The 17,907-nt window shown below is 73.3% G+C and carries 15 protein-coding genes; 10 read left to right on the top strand and 5 right to left on the bottom strand.

Going from position 1 to position 17,907, the window contains the following annotated elements:
• Positions 1 to 145: 145 nt before the first annotated feature.
• Positions 146 to 3,343: a S8 family serine peptidase gene (locus ARTHRO9V_RS12055; RefSeq protein WP_159827506.1), complete on the top strand. Its 3,198-nt coding sequence runs from the start codon at positions 146 to 148 to the stop codon at positions 3,341 to 3,343.
• Between the two features lie 48 nt (positions 3,344 to 3,391).
• On the opposite strand, the gene ARTHRO9V_RS12050 is transcribed toward ARTHRO9V_RS12055, so the two are convergent.
• A complete protein-coding gene (locus ARTHRO9V_RS12050; RefSeq protein WP_159827503.1) occupies positions 3,392 to 4,060 on the bottom strand; it encodes an MFS transporter in 669 nt (222 codons plus the stop codon).
• Positions 4,061 to 4,939: 879 nt separating this feature from the next.
• Between ARTHRO9V_RS12050 and ARTHRO9V_RS12040 the strand changes: the two genes are divergently transcribed.
• Positions 4,940 to 5,869, top strand: coding sequence for an acetamidase/formamidase family protein (locus tag ARTHRO9V_RS12040; protein WP_159827500.1), 930 nt, complete (start codon positions 4,940 to 4,942; stop codon positions 5,867 to 5,869).
• A gap of 206 nt (positions 5,870 to 6,075) precedes the next feature.
• Complete coding sequence (locus ARTHRO9V_RS12035; RefSeq protein ID WP_159827497.1) at positions 6,076 to 6,645, top strand: manganese efflux pump MntP family protein; 570 nt, start codon at positions 6,076 to 6,078, stop codon at positions 6,643 to 6,645.
• A gap of 74 nt (positions 6,646 to 6,719) precedes the next feature.
• Here the strand turns inward: ARTHRO9V_RS12035 and ARTHRO9V_RS12030 are convergent, their stop codons facing one another.
• Both ARTHRO9V_RS12030 and ARTHRO9V_RS12025 read right to left on the bottom strand, forming a co-directional pair.
• The gene (locus tag ARTHRO9V_RS12030; RefSeq protein ID WP_159827494.1) at positions 6,720 to 8,225 is read right to left on the bottom strand and encodes a serine hydrolase; all 1,506 of its coding nucleotides are present in this window, start codon (positions 8,223 to 8,225) and stop codon (positions 6,720 to 6,722) included.
• 48 nt (positions 8,226 to 8,273) lie between these two features.
• A complete protein-coding gene (locus tag ARTHRO9V_RS12025) occupies positions 8,274 to 9,323 on the bottom strand; it encodes an EamA family transporter (protein WP_370516201.1) in 1,050 nt (349 codons plus the stop codon).
• A 92-nt stretch (positions 9,324 to 9,415) separates the two neighbouring features.
• Here ARTHRO9V_RS12025 and ARTHRO9V_RS12020 point away from each other — a divergent pair, with 92 nt between their 5' ends.
• The 3 genes from ARTHRO9V_RS12020 to ARTHRO9V_RS12010 all read left to right on the top strand — a co-directional run bounded on the left by ARTHRO9V_RS12020 (position 9,416) and on the right by ARTHRO9V_RS12010 (position 11,068).
• Entirely contained in the window at positions 9,416 to 9,970 is a 555-nt protein-coding gene (locus ARTHRO9V_RS12020; RefSeq protein WP_159827492.1) for a CGNR zinc finger domain-containing protein, read from the top strand.
• An 84-nt stretch (positions 9,971 to 10,054) separates the two neighbouring features.
• Complete coding sequence (locus tag ARTHRO9V_RS12015; protein WP_159827489.1) at positions 10,055 to 10,540, top strand: MarR family winged helix-turn-helix transcriptional regulator; 486 nt, start codon at positions 10,055 to 10,057, stop codon at positions 10,538 to 10,540.
• Positions 10,541 to 10,627: 87 nt separating this feature from the next.
• Complete coding sequence (locus tag ARTHRO9V_RS12010; RefSeq protein WP_056046752.1) at positions 10,628 to 11,068, top strand: OsmC family peroxiredoxin; 441 nt, start codon at positions 10,628 to 10,630, stop codon at positions 11,066 to 11,068.
• Positions 11,069 to 11,181: 113 nt separating this feature from the next.
• Here the strand turns inward: ARTHRO9V_RS12010 and ARTHRO9V_RS12005 are convergent, their stop codons facing one another.
• On the bottom strand, positions 11,182 to 12,240 hold the full coding sequence (locus ARTHRO9V_RS12005) for a magnesium and cobalt transport protein CorA (RefSeq protein WP_056046751.1): 1,059 nt from the start codon (positions 12,238 to 12,240) through the stop codon (positions 11,182 to 11,184).
• A gap of 571 nt (positions 12,241 to 12,811) precedes the next feature.
• Between ARTHRO9V_RS12005 and ARTHRO9V_RS12000 the strand changes: the two genes are divergently transcribed.
• The 4 genes from ARTHRO9V_RS12000 to ARTHRO9V_RS11985 all read left to right on the top strand — a co-directional run bounded on the left by ARTHRO9V_RS12000 (position 12,812) and on the right by ARTHRO9V_RS11985 (position 17,212).
• Positions 12,812 to 13,786 (top strand): D-isomer specific 2-hydroxyacid dehydrogenase family protein, encoded by a 975-nt coding sequence (locus tag ARTHRO9V_RS12000; protein ID WP_159827486.1) that lies wholly within the window; start codon positions 12,812 to 12,814, stop codon positions 13,784 to 13,786.
• 109 nt (positions 13,787 to 13,895) lie between these two features.
• A complete protein-coding gene (locus ARTHRO9V_RS11995; protein WP_159827483.1) occupies positions 13,896 to 14,843 on the top strand; it encodes an aldo/keto reductase in 948 nt (315 codons plus the stop codon).
• A 113-nt stretch (positions 14,844 to 14,956) separates the two neighbouring features.
• On the top strand, positions 14,957 to 15,592 hold the full coding sequence (locus tag ARTHRO9V_RS11990) for a hypothetical protein (RefSeq protein ID WP_123570597.1): 636 nt from the start codon (positions 14,957 to 14,959) through the stop codon (positions 15,590 to 15,592).
• 177 nt (positions 15,593 to 15,769) lie between these two features.
• The gene (locus tag ARTHRO9V_RS11985) at positions 15,770 to 17,212 is read left to right on the top strand and encodes an NtaA/DmoA family FMN-dependent monooxygenase (RefSeq protein ID WP_370516199.1); all 1,443 of its coding nucleotides are present in this window, start codon (positions 15,770 to 15,772) and stop codon (positions 17,210 to 17,212) included.
• Between the two features lie 83 nt (positions 17,213 to 17,295).
• Here ARTHRO9V_RS11985 and ARTHRO9V_RS11980 read toward each other — a convergent pair whose 3' ends face one another.
• A complete protein-coding gene (locus ARTHRO9V_RS11980) occupies positions 17,296 to 17,775 on the bottom strand; it encodes a hypothetical protein (RefSeq protein ID WP_159827480.1) in 480 nt (159 codons plus the stop codon).
• Positions 17,776 to 17,907 lie beyond the last annotated feature (132 nt).

Below are 17,907 nucleotides of genomic sequence, written 5' to 3'. Positions count from 1 at the left end.
AAGCCGGTCAGTGGCCGGTTTCGGCCATGGCCCCCACTAGAGGGTCACCGACATTCACAGGTAGTTCTTATGGATCGACCGCGGCCCGGGGCTGCGGCGCACCACCGACAGCACGTCCCGAACGACGTGCATCGAAAGGCGATCCGTGATCACACCATCCGGCCGACGCAGGCCGACCGCTCCGCCCCGCACCCGACTCCGTGGCGGCTTCGCCACCCTCCTCGCCACCGGCGTCGTCGCCGCGGGCCTCGTCGCGGTGCCGGCCACCGCCGCCTTCGCCGCGGACGGCCCGGCCGTCGTGGGCGACAGTCAGTTCTCCGACGGCAAGTACATCGTCACGTTGCGCGAGCCGGCGGCCGCGACCTACGAGGGCGGACAGCCGGGCCTCGCCCGCACCGCCGTGCCCGAAGGCAGCGACCTCGACGCGCAGAGCGCTCCCGTGCAGGACTACGCCGAGCACCTGAAGGGCGTCCAGCAGGACGTCGCGGCGGCGGCCGGCGCCACCGTCCAGGCGAGCTACGCCATCACGACCAACGCCTTCGCGGCCGACCTCACGGCCGCCCAGGCCGCCGAGCTCGCGAGCGACCCCTCGGTCGCCGCCGTCTCGAAGAACGAGCTGCTCAAGCTGCAGGCGACGCCGTCGACCGAGTTCCTCGGCCTGGGCGACGCCGAAGGGAACGGTGGCGTCTGGGACGCCGTCGGCGGACGCGAGAAGGCCGGCGAAGGAGTCGTCGTCGGCATCATCGACTCGGGCATCGCGGCGGGCAACGCCTCGTTCGCCGGTGACCCCCTGGGGTCGGCCAGCGACGCCGAACCCCACCTCGACGGCGACCGGACCGTCTTCGCCAAGGGCGACGGCGGCACCTTCACCGGCGTGTGCCAGACCGGCGTGCAGTTCGACGCGGGCGACTGCAACACGAAGCTGATCGGTGCGCGCTACTTCGTCGACGGCTTCGGCGTCGGCAACATCGGCACCGAGGAGCAGGGCGAGTACCTCTCTCCCCGCGACGGCAACGGCCACGGCTCGCACACGGCGTCGACCGCCGCGGGCAACGCCGACGTCGAGGCCACCATCGGCGACCGGTCGTTCGGCACCGTCTCGGGCGTCGCCCCGGCCGCCAAGATCGCGGCCTACAAGGTCTGCTGGGACGGCCCCGACCGCGTCGCCACCGACGACGACGGCTGCGCCACGCTCGACCTGATCGCCGCCATCGAGGCCGCGGTCACCGACGGCGTCGACGTCATCAACTACTCGATCGGCGGAGGCGGGGCCACGAGCACCTTCTCGGCCACCGACCAGGCGTTCCTCGGCGCGGCCTCGGCCGGCGTCTTCGTGGCGGCCTCGGCGGGCAACGACGGCCCGACCGCGACCACCGCCGACAACGCGGCGCCGTGGATCACCACGGTCGCGGCGTCGACCATCCCCAGCTACGGCGCGACGGTGCAGACCGCCGACGGCACGAACTACCTGGGCGGCTCGATCACCGTGCCGACCGGCACCGACGGCCTGACGGGCGACTTCGTCTCGTCGACCGCCGTCGCGGCCGACGGCGCCGACGCCACCGCGGTGACCCTCTGCGCACCGGACACGCTCGACCCGACCAAGGCCGCCGGCACGATCGTGCTCTGCGACCGCGGCGTCTACGACCGCACGGCCAAGTCGGCCGAGGTCGAGCGCGCCGGCGGCATCGGCATGGTGCTGGTCAACCCGACGAGCAGCTCGGTCGACCTCGACGAACACGCCGTCCCCACGGTCCACCTCAACGCCGACGACTACGACGCGGTCCACGCGTACGCCGACACCGAAGGTGCCACCGTCACCCTGCTCGACGGCAACCCGGGCGCACTGCCCGAGCCCGCCACCCCCCAGATCGCCGGCTTCTCGTCGCGCGGCCCGGTGACGGCCGACGGCGGCAACCTGCTGAAGCCCGACATCTCGGCCCCCGGCGTGGCGATCCTCGCCGACGGTGCCAACGCGCAGGGCGAGCCCGGCACGTACGAGTTCCTCTCGGGCACGTCGATGTCGTCCCCGCACATCGCCGGTCTGGCCGCGCTCTACCTCTCGAAGGACGTCCACCCCGACTGGACCCCGGACGAGGTCAAGTCGGCCATGATGACGACCGCCTACGACCTCGTCGGTGAGGACGGTGCTCCGAGCCGGGACGTCTTCGCCCAGGGCGCCGGCCACGTCGACCCGACCGCGTTCCTCGAACCCGGGCTGCTCTACGAGAACGGTCCGGCCGACTGGCAGGCCTACGTCGACTCGATCGACACCGTCGAGGGCACGGACTCGTCGCTCAACCTGCCGTCGATCAGCGTCGGCTCGCTGGCCGGCACCGCCCAGGTCACGCGCACCGTCACCTCGACCGGGGCGGGGACCTACACGGTCGCCCCGATCGAGATGGACGGCGTGACGGCGACGGTCGAACCCTCGACGTTGACCTTCGGCGCCGCGGGCGAGGAGCAGGACTACACGGTCACCTTCACCCGGACGACGGCGGAGCTCGACCAGTTCGCCACCGGCTACCTCACCTGGTCCGACGGGACCCACGACGTGCGCAGCCCGCTCGCGGTGCGCCCCGTCCAGCTGCAGGCACCGGCCGAGGTGGCCGGCGAGGGCGCCACGGGCGAGAAGGCGTTCGACGTCACGGCGGGCGACGCCCTCGAGCTGCCGCTCACCACCGAGGGCCTCGCCGCCGGGCAGGTCACGACCGGCTCGGGCGCGGCAGGCACCGCGGCGGCCGAGACGCCGGTCACGATCGCCGAGGGCACCAGCCACGCGCGCTTCGTGCTCGACAGCGCCGACGACACCGCGGACCTCGACCTGCTCCTCTACACGGCCGGTGCGGACGGTGCGCCCGACCGGCTCGCGGCGTCCTCGGCCACCGGTTCGGCGGACGAGCAGATCGACCTCGACGCCCCCGCGGCGGGCGAGTACGTCCTGCTGGTCGACTTCTACAGCGGTGCCGGGCAGCTCGACTACACGCTGACGTCGTACCTGCTCGACCCGGCGACGGCCGTCGGGGGCTTCACGGTCGACCCGGCCACCCTCTCCGCAGGGCTGGGCGAGACGGCGACGCTGACCGCGTCCTGGACGGGCCTGCCCTACGAGCAGACCTTCCTCGGCCGCGTCGTGTACGGCGACACCGGACAGGTCACCTATCTCACGGTCGCCTCGGGAGAAGAGCCCGAGACGCCCACCGACCCTGGGCCCGGCCCGGGCCAGCCCGGCCACCCCGGCCAGCCCGGACACCCCGGCGGCTGGAGCCTCGGTGACATCCTGCAGTGGATCTGGAACGCCCTCGGCGACCTCTTCCACGGCTGGTTCCCCTGGCGCGGGTAGCACCCGCGGCCTGACGGCCTGACGGCCTGAGCCACCCGGAGGCGGTGGTCACCTTCCCTCGGGAGGGCGACCGCTCGACGGGGTGCCGGGCCGGACGGGCAGCCGAAGCCGGGAGTACAGCACGCCCGCGAGGGCGAAGCCCGCCGCGTCGACGGCGAGGCCCCAGCCCGGACCGACCACCGCCACGATCCCCGCCCCCGCCGACGCCCCGACGACGCTGCCGCCGTTGAGGCCGAGGCGCAGCAGTGCGTTGGCGGGCCGCAGCAGGGCGTCGGGCACCGTCTCGGGCACGAGGGCCGCCGCCGCGGGCAGGCTCACGGCCGCGACCGCCCCGTTCAGCACGCTCAGCACGACGAGCAGCGGGATCGTCGCCGACCCCGTGACGACGAGCGAGGCGACGACGGCCTGGGTCCCGGCGGCGGCGAGCGACGTCCCGACGAGCACGACGTCTCGCCGCAGCCGGTCGGCGATCACGCCGCCGAAGAGCAGCACCGCGACGTTGGCGATCGACCGGGCCGCGACGACCAGGCCGAGGTCGGCCGCCGACCCGGTCAGGTCGAGCACGGCGAACGCGAGGGCGATCGCGGCGACGGCGTTGCCGAGCACGCCCGTCGTCCGAGCCGCGAGCAGCCAGCGGAACGGGCCGTGCGCGAGGGGACCCCGGCGGTCGTGAGGGGCCCGGGGGACCGAGGAGGCGCCTCCTGCGTCCCCGGTCACGGTCGCCTCATCGGGAACAGGGCGGCCGTCATCGACACCGGGTTCGTGCCGGGCGTCCGGGGGCGCTGCGCGGCGGCGTGCAGGAGGGCGGAGGCGTGACCCACGTGGCGCACGACCCGCTGCCAGGTCTCGGGGTCGACCCAGAGCTCGGCGTCGGTCGAGATCTGGGGGCCATCGGCCCGCCGCGGGGAGCGGCGACGCAGCTCGTCGGCCAGGGCGTCGACGTAGCGGGCGCGTTCGGCGTCGGTGTCGTCGTGGGTCCCCTCGACGGAGGGGGGGGACGACGGGGAACGGCTGCGCCGACGACAGGTGCCGGTAGCGCTTGGCCTCGCCGCCGCGGATCGTGACCACCTCGACGACCTCGACGAGACCCACGCGCTCGAGTACGCGCAGGTGGTAGCTCGCCGTCGCCTGCGACAGCCCGAGCTCGCGACCGGCCTCGGCGGCGCTCATCGCGACGCCGGTCAGGAGCGACAGGAGGCGCAGGCGGATCGGGTGGGCCGTGGCGCGGAGTTCGTCGAGTGCGGACATGTCGCCATCGTGCAGGCCGACGCGTCCGACCGTCAAACGGGTCTTTGGGGGTCGGCTGCGCCACCTCGTGCCGGATGGTCGACGACCTCCATCCGGGTGAGCGACGCCGAGGGGGTGCGCGCTACTTCGAGGTCGCGAGCCCCACGAGAGCGGCCGAGATGAGGCCGGCACCGACGACCGAGATGGCGATGATGAGGACGTGGAAGAACAGGACCATGGGGGCGTCGGTCTCTCTGTGAGCAGGTGGGGCGGGGTCTGGGCGGAACAGGGCTCCATCGTACCGACGGCCCCTGGGCGCGGCACGTCCGGCGGGGTGTCGGTGTCGGCGTCGCGGCCTACGCTCGGACGATGACGACCCACCGCCTCGACCCCCGCACCGACACCGCCCACGAGGTCTTCTCGCGCGACCACGCCCCCGTGCTGACGATCGACCCCGGTGACACGGTCGTCGTGCGCTCGCTCGACGCCTCGGGCCACCTCGAGCCGCAGACCGTGCCCGGCGAGGTCACCCCGTACCTGTTCCCGACGCGGCGGGGTCACGCCCTGACCGGTCCGATCGCCGTTCGCGGGGCCCGGCCGGGCGACATGCTCCAGCTCGACCTGCTCGCGCTCACCCCCGACGACTGGGGCTTCACGGTCGCCGCGGCCGCCGACACCCCGATCACCCGCCACCTCGGCCTGGTCGACGCCGAGGCCGCCTGGCTGCTCTGGAGCATCGACCGCGACGCCGGCACGGCGACCGAGAGCCGGGGCCTGCGTCGACCGATCGCGCCCTTCCTCGGCGTCATGGGACTCGCCCCCGCCGAGGCCGGAGAGCACTCGACCATCCCGCCCCGCACCTCCGTGGGCGGCAACATCGACTGCCGCGACCTGGTCGCGGGCACGACCCTCTGGCTGCCGGTGGCGGTCGACGACGCCCTGCTCTACCTCGGCGACGGGCACGCGGCCCAGGGCGACGGCGAGGTCGGGGGCACCGCGATCGAGACCGGCATGACGACGGAGGCGCGGGTCGGCCTCGCCACGGACCGCCCGCTCTCGACGATCCACGCCGAGACCCCCGAGGCGCGCATCACCTTCGGCTTCGACGCCGACCTCAACGCCGCCAGCGGCGACGCGCTCGCCGCGATGGTCGAGTGGATGCGTCAGCTCTACTCGCTCGACGCCGCCACGGCGCTGGCCTTCGCCAGCACGGTCGTCGACCTGCGCGTCACCCAGGTCGCCAACCGCACCTGGGGCGTGCACGCCGTGCTGCCCCGCGACGTGCTCGTCCCCGCCTGAGCCGCGCCGCGCCTCCTGACCGTCGACCGGGGGAGGCGTTCGGCGCGCGACGCCCCGCGCGACGGTTCGCCGACACCACGGATTCGGCGCGCCGAATACCTCTGATCAGGGCTTTTCCGGCCGAGGAGGCGCGTCGGGCATGGCAGGATCGTCAGGTTCCGAGACAGCGGTGTCTCCACCCGACCGTCTCGAAAGGCGCTGCCCCCATGTCGTTCTGGGCCCTCTTCCTCATCGCGCTGGGCGTGTCCGCCGACGCCTTCGCCGTCGCCCTCGGCAAGGGCCTGCACATGACGCGGTTCAACGCTCGTCATGCCGTCGTCATCGCCGTGACGTTCGGCGCGTTCCAGGCGTTGATGCCGCTGCTGGGCTGGCTGCTCGGCTCGACGTTCGCGCAGTACATCGCGCCGTTCGACCACTGGGTCGCCTTCGGACTGCTCGCCCTGATCGGCGGCAAGATGCTCTACGAGGCGTTTTCGTCGGGCGAGGACGACGAGAAGGACACCGACCGGCTGAACCTCCGCGAACTCGCCGTGCTCGCGATCGCCACGAGCATCGACGCCCTCGCGGTCGGGGTGACCCTGGCGTTCCTGCCGGTCTCGATCGGCTGGGCGATCCTGCTGATCGGTGTGACCACCACCGTCCTGACCTTCGTCGGCGTGCTCGGGGGGCGCCGGGTGGGTGCGAGGTTCGGCAAGCCAGCCGAGATCGCCGGTGGCGTGATCCTCATCCTCATCGGCGTGAACATCGTGCTCGAGCACACGGGCGTCCTCGGCTGAGTCCTGCGCCGACCCAGCGACGGTACCCACCGGGGGCGACGGCGCAGCTGGCGTAGTGCGAGGCGCGGGTCGCGTCAGTCGCGCGGCATGCGCAGCTGCGCCAGCGCGGGTGCGTGGAGCGGCTGGGTCTCCCACAAGGCCGTGAAGGTCCCGTCCGACTCGTCGAGCGTGAGGTGCAGGCGGTGCGGCGTCTCGAGGAAGACGAGGTCGACGTGCAGCAGGTCGGCCGACCGGGTGGCACTCGCGGCGACCGGCGCGGCGGAGCCGGCGCCTGAGCCGGCCGCGCCGACCGAGCCGTCGGTGACGACCCAGTCCTCGGCCTCGACCCGGACCACGAGGCGGGAGTCGCCCTCGACGAGGGTGAGCGTCGTCGCGGCGTCGGTCGCGGCGTGCAGGTCGACCAGGGTGAGGTCGGGCTGGTCGTTGCCGTCGGCCGCGGTGAACGACACGAGCCGGTCGGTGCCGGGGGAGTCCTGGTCGCCGTCCCGCGCCTCCTCGCCCGCCGGCCGGACGGGTGCGGCGTCGTGCTCGGTGGGACCGGCCACCCCGGGCAGTGCCAGGTCGGCGAGGCGGGACGCCAGGGCGGCGTCGGCCGGGGCGTCGCCGACGCGCGCCGCGTCCGTCCCGAAGGCGGGCAGCAGGTGCGCCCACGCCGCGTCGAGCACGGCCTGCATGTCGAGCGACTGGCCGGTCAGGGCGAGCACGACGTCGTGTTCGGGCAACACGACGGCGAACTGTCCGTAGGCGCCGTCGCCGCGGTAGCCGTGGCGGGCCATCCAGAACTGGAACCCGTAGCCCTGCGCCCAGTCGGGGTTCGACTCGCCCGCGTTCGAGACGTGCGAGCGCGTGGCCTCGGCGACCCACTCGCGCGGCAGCAGCTGCACGCCGTCCCACTCGCCCTGCTGCAGGTACAGCTGGCCGAGGGCGGCGATCGCGTGGGTGGTGGCGTGCAGTCCGCTGAAGCCGAGCTCGCGGCCGGACGCGTCGCGCTGCCACCCGATCTCGCCGATGCCGAGCGGGTCGAGCAGGCGTGGTCGCAGGTACTCGCTCAGCGGCTGGCCCGTGACGCGCTGCACGATCGCGCCGGCGGCGAAGGTGCAGGGCTGGTTGTAGGCGAAGACGGTGCCGGGCTCGTCGTCGGGCGGCGTGAGCAGGAAGCCCCGGACGACGTCGACCGGGTCGACGGCGAGCGCACGGGCGAGGGTCTCGGCGCGGTGCCCGCTGGCCATCGCGAGCACGTGGCGCACGAGCATCGAGCGGCTGCGCGGGTCGGTGACCTCGTCGTCGAGTTCGGGGAAGTGGCCGAGCACGGTGTCGTCGAGCCCCATCAGGCCCTCGGCCACGGCGAACCCGACGGCCGACGACGTGAAGCTCTTGCTCAGCGAGTAGAGCAGGTGGGCGCGGTCGGCCGAGTACGGAGCCCACCAGCCCTCGGCGACGACCTGTCCGTGGCGCAGCAGCATGATGCTGTGCGGCTCGACGCCGGCCGTGGTCTCGAGGGCGTCGACGAACGCGGCGATGCCCGCCGCGTCGACGTTCTGGGCGGAGGGCGTGCTGCGCGGCAGCGTCGTCGGAGTCACCCCCCGACCCTATGCCCGGCCCCGGAGGCGCGGGTCGGGTCGCGAGGGTCAGGAGGCGCGGGTCGTGTCGGCGACGGGCGGCTCGGCCACCGCGTCGCCGAGGGGCGTCTCGGCCACGGCGTCGGCCACGACCACGGCTGCGCGGGTGCGTTCGGCCCGGACGAAGCCGATGCCGACCACGATCAGCAGGCCGCCGCCGAGTTGCAGCGGGGTCAAGGCCTCGCCGAGCAGCAGCCAGGCGTAGAGCGCGGCGGCCGCCACCTCGAGCAGGCCGACGAACGACGCCAGGCGGGAGCCGAGCATGCTGCTCGCCGTGATGCTCGTGGCGTACGCGACCGCGGTGGCGACGACCCCGACCACGAGCATCGGCACCCACCACGGCACGATCGCGTCGAACAGGGGCACGTCGGCCGCGGAGGTCGTGAACGGCACGAGGCCGGTCAGTCCCAGCAGTCCCAGCAGCCCGGCGCCGACGAGCAGGCCCGACGCCGCCAGGGCGACCGGGGGCAGGTCGCCGCTCGGCCGGGCGGCGAGCACGAAGTAGGCGGCGCAGCAGACCATCGCCGCCCCCGCCAGGGCGAGCCCGACGGGGTCGAGGGCCACGCCTCCGCTCGGGGCGACGACCAGCAGGAGGCCCGCGAAGGCGATCACGGAGCCCACGAGCACGACGGCCTGCGGGACGCGTCGCGAGGTCGCCCAGGCCACGCCGACGAGCAGCAGCGGAGCGAGGTACTCGACCAGGATCGCGGTGCCGACCGGGATGCGCACCACCGCGGCGAAGTAGAAGACCTGGGTGCCGGCGACGCCGACCACCGCCATGCCGAGCACGCGCCACCGGGCCCGCCAGATCGGACCCAGGCGGCCCCGGAGGGCGAGGAGGGCGACGGGGGCGAGGACGACCCCGCCGATCAGGGCGCGGACCGTGACGGCGGCCACGGGACTCCAGCCCGACTCGAGCAACGGCTTGACGAACGGGCCGGAGAAGCCGAACGAGGCGGCGGCCAGCAGGGCGACGAGCAGGCCGGCGGTGGTCGAGGCGGGGCGCCCCGTGGCGAGGGGCGTCGTCGCGATCGTGGTCGGGGTCGCACCGGTGCTCACGAGGACTCCTTGTGTCAGGGCCGTCGTGCACAATGGGTGCTGACGCGCCGTCTCTGTGGCGAGCGTAAGACCGCCTCTGACAAGGAGTCAACTTGCATTTCGCCCCTGACACCGAAGACGTCCTCGAGTTCAACGTCGCCCTGGTCAACACCGGTGCCGGCGCGAGTCGGTCCGGTGGCGACGAGCTCTCGACCCGTGCCGAGCTGACGGCCCTGCTCGACTCGTTCGCCTTCTCGGGCCGCTTCGACCGGGACGACGCCGAACTGGCCTCGGTGCAGGGCGTCCGGGCCGAACTGCGACGCATCTGGACGCTCGAGCGCGACCTGCTCGCCGCCGAGGTCAACCGCATGCTGGCCGACAGCGTCTCGTCGCCCCGGCTCGTACGGCACGACGCCCTCGACTGGCACCTGCACGCGACGAGCGACGACGCGCCCCTTGCCGACCGCATCCGCGTCGAGTCGGCCCTGGCGCTGGTCGACGTCATCCGCACCGACGAGACGAGCCGGCTGCGGGCCTGTGCCGCCGAGGACTGTGACGGGGTCTTCGTCGACCTGTCACGTAACGGGTCGAAGCGGTTCTGCAGCGTCCGTTGCGGCAACCGCGTCAACATGATCGCCTTCCGGGAACGCCGGGCCGACGTCGACTGAGGCGGGTTCGTCATCGACTGCGGCAGCAAAGAGCGAATGAGTTGTGCGCAACCAAATCGTGCACGACGTGCTACAGTCGCCGACATGACGACAGCAGCCGACGCGACGACCCCGGGCCCGGCGCCCGTGCTCGACGAGCAGATCTGCTTCGCGCTCTACAACGCCTCGCGTGCCGTCACGGCGCGGTACCGCGACCTGCTCGCGCCGCTCGGCCTCACCTACCCGCAGTACCTCGTGCTGCTGGTCCTCTGGCAGGGCGGCCCGACGACCGTCTCCGAGCTCGGCCACCAGCTGCAGCTCGAGTCGGGCACGCTGTCGCCCCTGCTCAAGCGGCTCGAGGCCCACGGCCTGGTCACGCGCACGCGCTCGGCCTCCGACGAGCGCACCGTCGACGTCGCCCTGACCGATGCCGGGGTCGCGCTCCGCGAGCAGGCCGCCGGCTTCGCCGACCAGATCTGCGGCGCCACCGGTCTCGAGCTGACCGACCTGCAGACGCTGCGAGCCGACATCGCCGCGCTCGCCGCCGCCGTCCGGGCGAACACGGCCGCCCTCACCGACCAGCACCTCTGACCCGCCTCACCGACCGACCAGAACACCCCCGAACACCCCACCCCGGGCCGACCCCGACGTCGGCCCCTCCCTGAAAGAAGGCACCACATGCCCACTCGCACCTCACGCACCGCCTGGAACGGCAGCCTCGAGACCGGCGAAGGCCAGGTCGAGCTCTCGAGCTCGAAGCTCGGCACCTATGACGTCTCGTTCCCCAAGCGTGCCGCCGACGACGCCAACGGCTCCACCAGCCCCGAAGAGCTGCTCGCCGCGGCCCACTCGGCTTGCTACGCCATGCAGTTCTCGGCCGTCCTCGGCCAGGCCGGCGGCACCGTCGAGGCGCTCGACGTCAAGGCCGACGTCTCGCTCGGCCCGGACTCGGCCGGCGGCTTCAAGCTCACCGGCATCGCCCTCACCGTCCGCGGCGAGGTCTCCGGCATCGACGAGGCCGGCTTCCTCGAGGCCGCCCAGAACGCCAAGGAGACGTGCCCGGTCTCCAAGGCCCTCACCGGCGTCGAGATCACGCTCGACGCCGCGCTCGAGGCCTAGGCCCCGACCGCAGCACCGCACCGCCTCGTGGACGCAGGAGGCGCGGGTCACCCGACCCGCGCCTCCTGCGTTCTCTGCGTCACCGGCCCGACGGCGTCACCGGTGCGACGGCGTCAGAGCCACTTCTTCCACTTGAAGACGCCCCAGATGCTCGCGCCGACCGCGACCATGGCGGCGACCGCCATGGGGTAGCCGAACTGCCAGTGCAACTCGGGCATGTGGTCGAAGTTCATGCCGTAGACGCCGCCGACCAGGGTCGGGGCGAACAGGATGGCCGCCCAGCCCGAGATCTTCTTGACCTCGTCGTTCTGCTGCAGGCCGACCTCCGACAGGCGCCGGGTCTCCTCGTTCTGGGCGAGCCCGGCCTCGGACAGGCGCCGCATCTCATCGTTCTGCGCCTGGGTGACGAGCGTCGAGTGCACGGTCAGCGCGTTCTCGAGCAGCGCGCGGAAGGTGTCGGCGCGCTCGCCGATGCGCAGCACGTGGTCGAGCACGTCGCGCAGCGAGCGCTGCAGTTCGACGTCGACGCCGTACTTGTCCGACCCGCGCAGCAGGTTCTCGAGCATGCCGCGCAGCGGGCTCGTCGCGCGCTGGAAGCTGATGACCTCGCGCAGCAGCTCGTAGATGCGTCGGGAGACCTCGGGGTCGCCGCCGAAGAGCTCGTCCTCGATCTCGTCGATGTCCTTCTCGATGCCGGCGACGACCGGGCCGTAGCCGTCGACCACCTGGTCGAGCACGGCGTAGAGCACGGCCTCGGGACCGAGCGCGAGCAACTCGGGGTTCGACTCGAGGCGGCGCCGCACCCGACCCAGGTCGGGGTTCTCGGCGTGCCGGATCGTGATGACGAAGCCCGGGCCGACGAACACGTGCACCTCGCCGAACTCGACCGTCTCCTCGGCGTCCAGGTAGCGGGCCGACCGCAGCACGACGAAGAGGGTCTCGCCGAAGCGCTCGAGCTTCGCGCGCTGGTGGCCCTTGAGTGCGTCCTCCACGGCGAGCGGGTGCAGCTCGAACTCCTGCGCGATCGAGCGCACCTCGTCGGGGTCGGCGCGGTACAGCCCGATCCAGGCCATGCCCTGGTGTTCGTGCAGCAGCTCGAACGTCTCGTCGAGGTTCGCCGGGCTGTCGGTGCGGTGTCCCGCGACGTAGATGCCGTTGTCGATGAGTGCCATGGTCTGCGCTCCTGCCGTTCGGGGTGCGACGACCGTCCGTCGAGGGACGATGTCGTACCGGTGGTGGTCACGACAGCCGTACGGACGACGGGTGTGCGGTGGGGGCCGGGGCGACGCACACGGGCGACGAGACGACACCGGGGTGTCGGGTCGTCGACGACGTACGTCGACAGGAGACGTCGGTGCCCGTGGGCCTCGCTCGTGGTCGGTCGGGCCCGGTGCTCAGACGAGCGGGGCGGACGGCGCGATCACGGAGCGATGCCGCGGGGCGCCAGTACTGTCACCAGCCATCGCCGCTCACCTGCCTTCCGTCGTGCTGCCGCCGGGCCCGGTGGGGCCGTGGGCCCGCCTGGGCCGTGGGACAGCGTACCCCCGGGGGCCGCGACCGTCGACCGTCGTGCGACGGGAGCGACGGGGTGGGGTGAGGGGAAGGAGGCGCGTGTCGCCGTTGACCCGTGCCTCCCGCGTCCACGATCGGGTTTCGCGACCTGCAGACGGCGTCACTCTGCCACCGGCTCGACGCAGACACGAGCCTGAGTCGCTTTCGTGACCGGATCGATACGGTGGAGCGATGAGCACCGTCGCTGTCACCGTCCTGCCCTCCGCCTCCGCCACCGCCGACTCCGAGGCGTCGTCCGGTGACGCCTGGGGCGTCGCCCCCGCGACGAGGGCGGTGGACGCGACCGACGCCCGCCTGGTCGAGCTCGGCGACGAGACCGACATGATCGTCCTCGGTGGCCGCGTCGACCAGGACGCCCTGCGCGCGGCGATCGACGAGCACCCCCGCGTCCGCGTCGTCCAGCTGCCGAGCGCCGGGGTCGACGCCTACGTCGAGACCATGCAGGCCACCGCCCGCGACGGCCTCGTCTTCACCAGTGCCAAGGGCGCGTACAGCGCACCCGTGGCCGAGCACGCCCTGGCGCTGACGCTGGCGACGCTGCGCTCCCTCCAGATCAGGGCCCGCGCCTCCTCGTGGGAGCGCGAGCAGCGCGGCATCTCGCTGAACGGCGCGTCCGTCACCATCGTCGGGGCCGGCGGCATCGGCACCGAGCTGCTGCGGCTGCTGCAGCCGTTCGACGTCGAGGTGACGATGGTGCGCCGCACCGACGAGGCCGTGCCGGGCGCCGCCCGGACGATCACGGTCGACCGCCTGGCGGAGGTGCTGCCGACGAGCGACGTCGTCGTGGTCGCCGCGGCCCTCACCGGCGGCACCCGCAGCCTGCTCGGTGCCGCCGAGTTCGCCGCCATGAAGGACACGGCCGTGCTCGTCAACATCGCCCGCGGCCCGCTCGTCGACACGGACGCCCTCGTGACGGCACTCGCCGAAGGGCGGATCGGGGCCGCGGGCCTCGACGTGGTCGACCCTGAGCCGCTGCCCGACGGTCACCCCCTGTGGGCCGAGCCCCGTGCGCTCGTCACCCCGCACCAGGCGAACACGAACGACATGACCGAGCCGCTGTTCCAGGCCCGGGTCGAGGCGAACATCCGCGCGCTCGCCGAGGGCGGGGACCCCGAGGGCGTCGTCGACGTCGAGCAGGGGTACTGAGCGCGCACCCGGGAACGTCGCGGACCTGGGAACGAACCCGCGCCGCACGCGTTAGACCTGGGTAGTCGCCGCGCCGACCCGACGCGACGTTCGCGAAAGGAACCCCCGCATGCCCCTCATCGGAACATCCGACCTCGACGTCTTCCCCCTCGCCCTCGGCGGCAACACCTTCGGCTGGACCAGCGACGAGGCCGAGTCGCACTCGGTGCTCGACGCCTTCGTCGCCGGCGGCGGCAACTTCGTCGACACGGCCGACGTCTACTCGGCCTGGGCCGACGGCAACTCGGGCGGTGAGTCCGAGACGGTCATCGGCACCTGGCTCGCCCAGGGTGGTGCCTCGCGTCGCGACCAGATCGTGCTCGGCACCAAGGTCAGCCAGCACCCCGGGTTCCCCGGGCTCGGCGCCGCCAACGTCGCCGCCGCGGCCGACGCCTCGTTGACCCGCCTGCAGACCGACCACATCGACCTGTACTGGGCGCACTTCGACACCGGCGACGACCTCGCCGAGACCCTCGGCGCCTTCGACGCGCTGCAGAAGGCCGGCAAGGTGCGGCACGTCGGCATCTCGAACTTCTCGCCCGAGCGCATCACCGAGTGGGTCGAGATCGCGCGCCGCGAGGGCTTCGCGGCCCCGGTCGCCCTGCAGCCGCACTACAACCTCGTGACCCGCAAGTCCTACGAGCGCGACCTGGCTCCGCTCGCCGCCCTGAACCAGCTCGGCGTGACGCCCTACTTCTCGCTCGCCGCGGGCTTCCTCACCGGCAAGTACCAGAGCCGCGACGACATCGCCGGGGCCCGCAGCGGCAACGTCGAGGGCTACTTCAGCGACGAGGGGCTCGACGTCGTGGCCGCCCTGCGCGACATCGCGAGCGCCCACCAGGTCGAGATCGCCACGATCGCCCTCGCCTGGCTGCAGGCGCAGCCCCGCGTCGTCGCCCCGATCGCCAGCGCCCGCACCCTCGAGCAGCTGCCCGCGTTGCTGGCCAGCGCGAGCGTGGCCCTCAGCGCCGACGAGCTCGCCGCCCTCGAGACCGTCTCGGCCCGCGTGGCCGAGTAGCGCCTCCCGAACCGACGACCCGCGCCTCCGGGTCCGCCTCGGCCCGCGACGAGCGGGGGAGCGACGGACCCGGAGGCGCGGTGCGTGCAGCACCGTCGGCGTACGGTCGAGCGATGAGCAGAGCGACCCCCGACCAGCGGTTCCACGGACGCATCGCCGGCTTCGGCACGGAGTCCGGCACGCGCGTCGTCGTCGGGTTGTGGGACCGTTCGCCGCTCGGCCGCTTCGTCGACGTGATGGTCGAGGGTGCGGACGGCCATCGCACGTTGCTGGCGCCGTCGCAGGCCGTGGCCGACTACGTCTCGTCGACCTACACGTTCGACGAGGTGCGCGTGCAGCCCGTGTCGTGGCGCGGCGTCGACCGGACGCTGCGGGTCTCGGCCGGCCCCGACGACGCGGGCGGCGACGTCCTCGACCTGTCGCTCGAGATCGGGCCCGTGTCCGCGCTCGGCTGGCTGCTGCGGCTCGTGCCCCGGGCGTTCGCGACCCGCCCCGGCTGGCTCACGCTGATCGACCCGGTGGCCCGATTGATCGTCCGGGGTGCCCGCACGGCGGGCACGGCCGGTGGAGGTCGTCGCGAGTACTACGGCGTGACGCTGGCCCGGCGCATCGTCGCGGTCGACGCCCGTCTCGATGGTCGCGCCCTCGGGCCGCTGGCCCCGCTCGACCCGCCCGTGCGGTTCGGCTTCGGCTCGGCGCCCGCCGATCCCAGCCTCGTCGACGTGACGACCACGATCCGCGAGCGCTGACCCGCCGCGCCGCACCGCACCGCACCGCACCGCACCGCGTTTCGTGCACCACACCTCGTCTCGTCGCGGTGTCGTGCACGGGACGCGGTGCGGTGTGGTGCCGCCCGGCTCTCCCCGCGGGCGACACGGCGTCACCGCCCGGTGGACGAGGAGGCGCGGTGCGGCACAGTAGGACGCGTGAGCACCGCAGACACCCCCGCGCCCGAGCCGTCCGCCACCGTCCCCGCCGCCGCCGACGCCGGGAACCCCGCCCCGAAGAAGAAGCTGATCCTCAACCTCTTCGAGATGAACTGCGTCGGGCACATCACGCACGGTCTCTGGCGACTGCCGCACAACCACCGCAGCGAGTACAAAGACCTGGCGTACTGGCTCGAGCTGGCCCGCCTGGCCGAGCGTGGCGGCTTCGACGCGATCTTCATCGCCGACGTGCTCGGTGCCTACGACGTGTTCGGTGACAGCCCGGCACCGGCCCTGCTCGAGGGCATCCAGGCGCCCAACAACGACCCGATGATGGTCGTGCCGGCCATGGCCGCGGTGACCGAGCACCTCGGCTTCGGCATCACCTTCTCGACGAGCTACGAGCCGCCCTTCGCGTTCGCGCGGCGGATGTCGACCCTCGACCACCTCACGAAGGGGCGCGTCGGCTGGAACGTCGTGACGTCGTACCTGCCGAACGCCGCCCGCAACTTCGGCCTCGACACCGAGATCCCGAAGGCCGAGCGCTACGCCCGCGCCGCCGAGTACCTCGACGTGCTCTACAAGCTGTGGGAGGGCTCGTGGGAGGACGACGCCGTCGTCGCCGACCCCACCGCCGACGGGCTCGAGCCCGGCTCCGGCGTCTACACCGACCCCGCCAAGGTGCACGCGATCGACCACGTCGGCGAGCACTTCCGCGTCGCCGGCCCGCACCTCAGCGAGCCGTCGCCGCAGCGCACGCCCGTGCTCTTCCTCGCGACGGCGTCGCCGAAGGGCGTCGAGCAGGCGGCCCGCAACGCCGAGGTCGTCTTCACCGGCGGCCCCGCCGTCCGGGCGGTCGGCGCCGCCACGCGCGAGGCGGCGGTCGCGGCCGGACGTTCCGCCGACGACGTGTCGTTCATCGTGCAGGCCGGCGTGATCACGGGCGAGACGGACGAGGTCGTCGCCGAGAAGCTGGCGCTCTACCGCTCGTTCGCGAGCGAGCAGGGCAAGCTGATCCACCGCAGCATCCCCTTCGACGCCCCGGCGCACCCCCGCGACCGGACCGTGCGCGAGGCGCTCGAGGCCGAGGGCCGGCTCGACCACCCGGGAGCCGCCGCGCTGCCGCTCGACATCACGGTGGGGCAGCTGATCGACTCGGTCGACGAGGCCTGGGGCGGCACGTTCTTCGTCGCCGGCACCCCGACCGTCGTCGCGGACGCCGTCGAGCGCTGGCTCGACGACGAGGGCATCGACGGCATCAACCTGCGCCAGTACCACTCGTTCGACACGCTGACCGACTTCGTCGAGCTGGTCGTGCCCGAGCTGCGTCGTCGTGGTCGACTGCGCGAGGCGTACGTGCCCGGTGAGACGCTGCGCGAGCGGTTGACCGGCGGCGGACCCCGGCTCCCCGCGACGCACCCGGCGGCGGCCTACCGGCGCTGAGCCCGGGAGGGGCGGCGCGCGTCGGCGCGTCGCTCACGTCCCTCCCGGGGACGTCCCGGTCCGGGGCGGACGCGTCGACGTGGTCAGTGGGCGGCGGGGCTGCGGTACCGAGCCGGGACCGGCGGGACGCGGAGCCACGTCGTCCGGCTGACACCGCGAGCGTCCGACCACTCGACGAAGACGGTGCCGAGGGCGACCAGAGCGTCGAGCTCGACGGGGGTCGCGATGCCGAGGGGGGCCCCGGGGCGCAGCTTGTCGCGACCCCGGACGGGGCCGCCGGGCAGGTCGACGAGCACGTCCCGCGCCGGCCGGCCGACGGTGCGCAGCACGAGGCACGTGCCGAGGGGCAGGGTGGGGTCGCTGCCGTCGTTGGGCAGGTCGAGCCAGGACAGCACGAAGGTGGCGGGGCGACGCAGACGGGTGGCGCGTTCGCGGCGGATGCGGGCCGGGCGCGCCGGCGTGGTCGGGACGGTGCCCACGGTCGCGGTGGGGTCGAGGACGAGCGCCGCGTCCGAGGGGTCGTTCGTGCCCGGGCGTCCGGTGTCGGGCTCTGCGGTGTCCATCGTGTTCTGTTCCCCTGGAGTCGTGGTGGCGTGCGTGGTCGTGTCGTCGTCGACGTGACCCTCGAACGGCTCCGTCCAGCGAACCGCACTCCGGGGTGGGGGACAACGGGGCACAGGCACCCAGTACGGGGG

Source organism: Frigoribacterium sp. 9N, from assembly GCF_902506305.1.
Classification (GTDB): Bacteria; Actinomycetota; Actinomycetes; order Actinomycetales; family Microbacteriaceae; genus Frigoribacterium.
The sequence above is the reverse complement of the archived record's forward strand: the minus strand, read 5'-3'. Positions and strand labels throughout refer to the sequence as shown.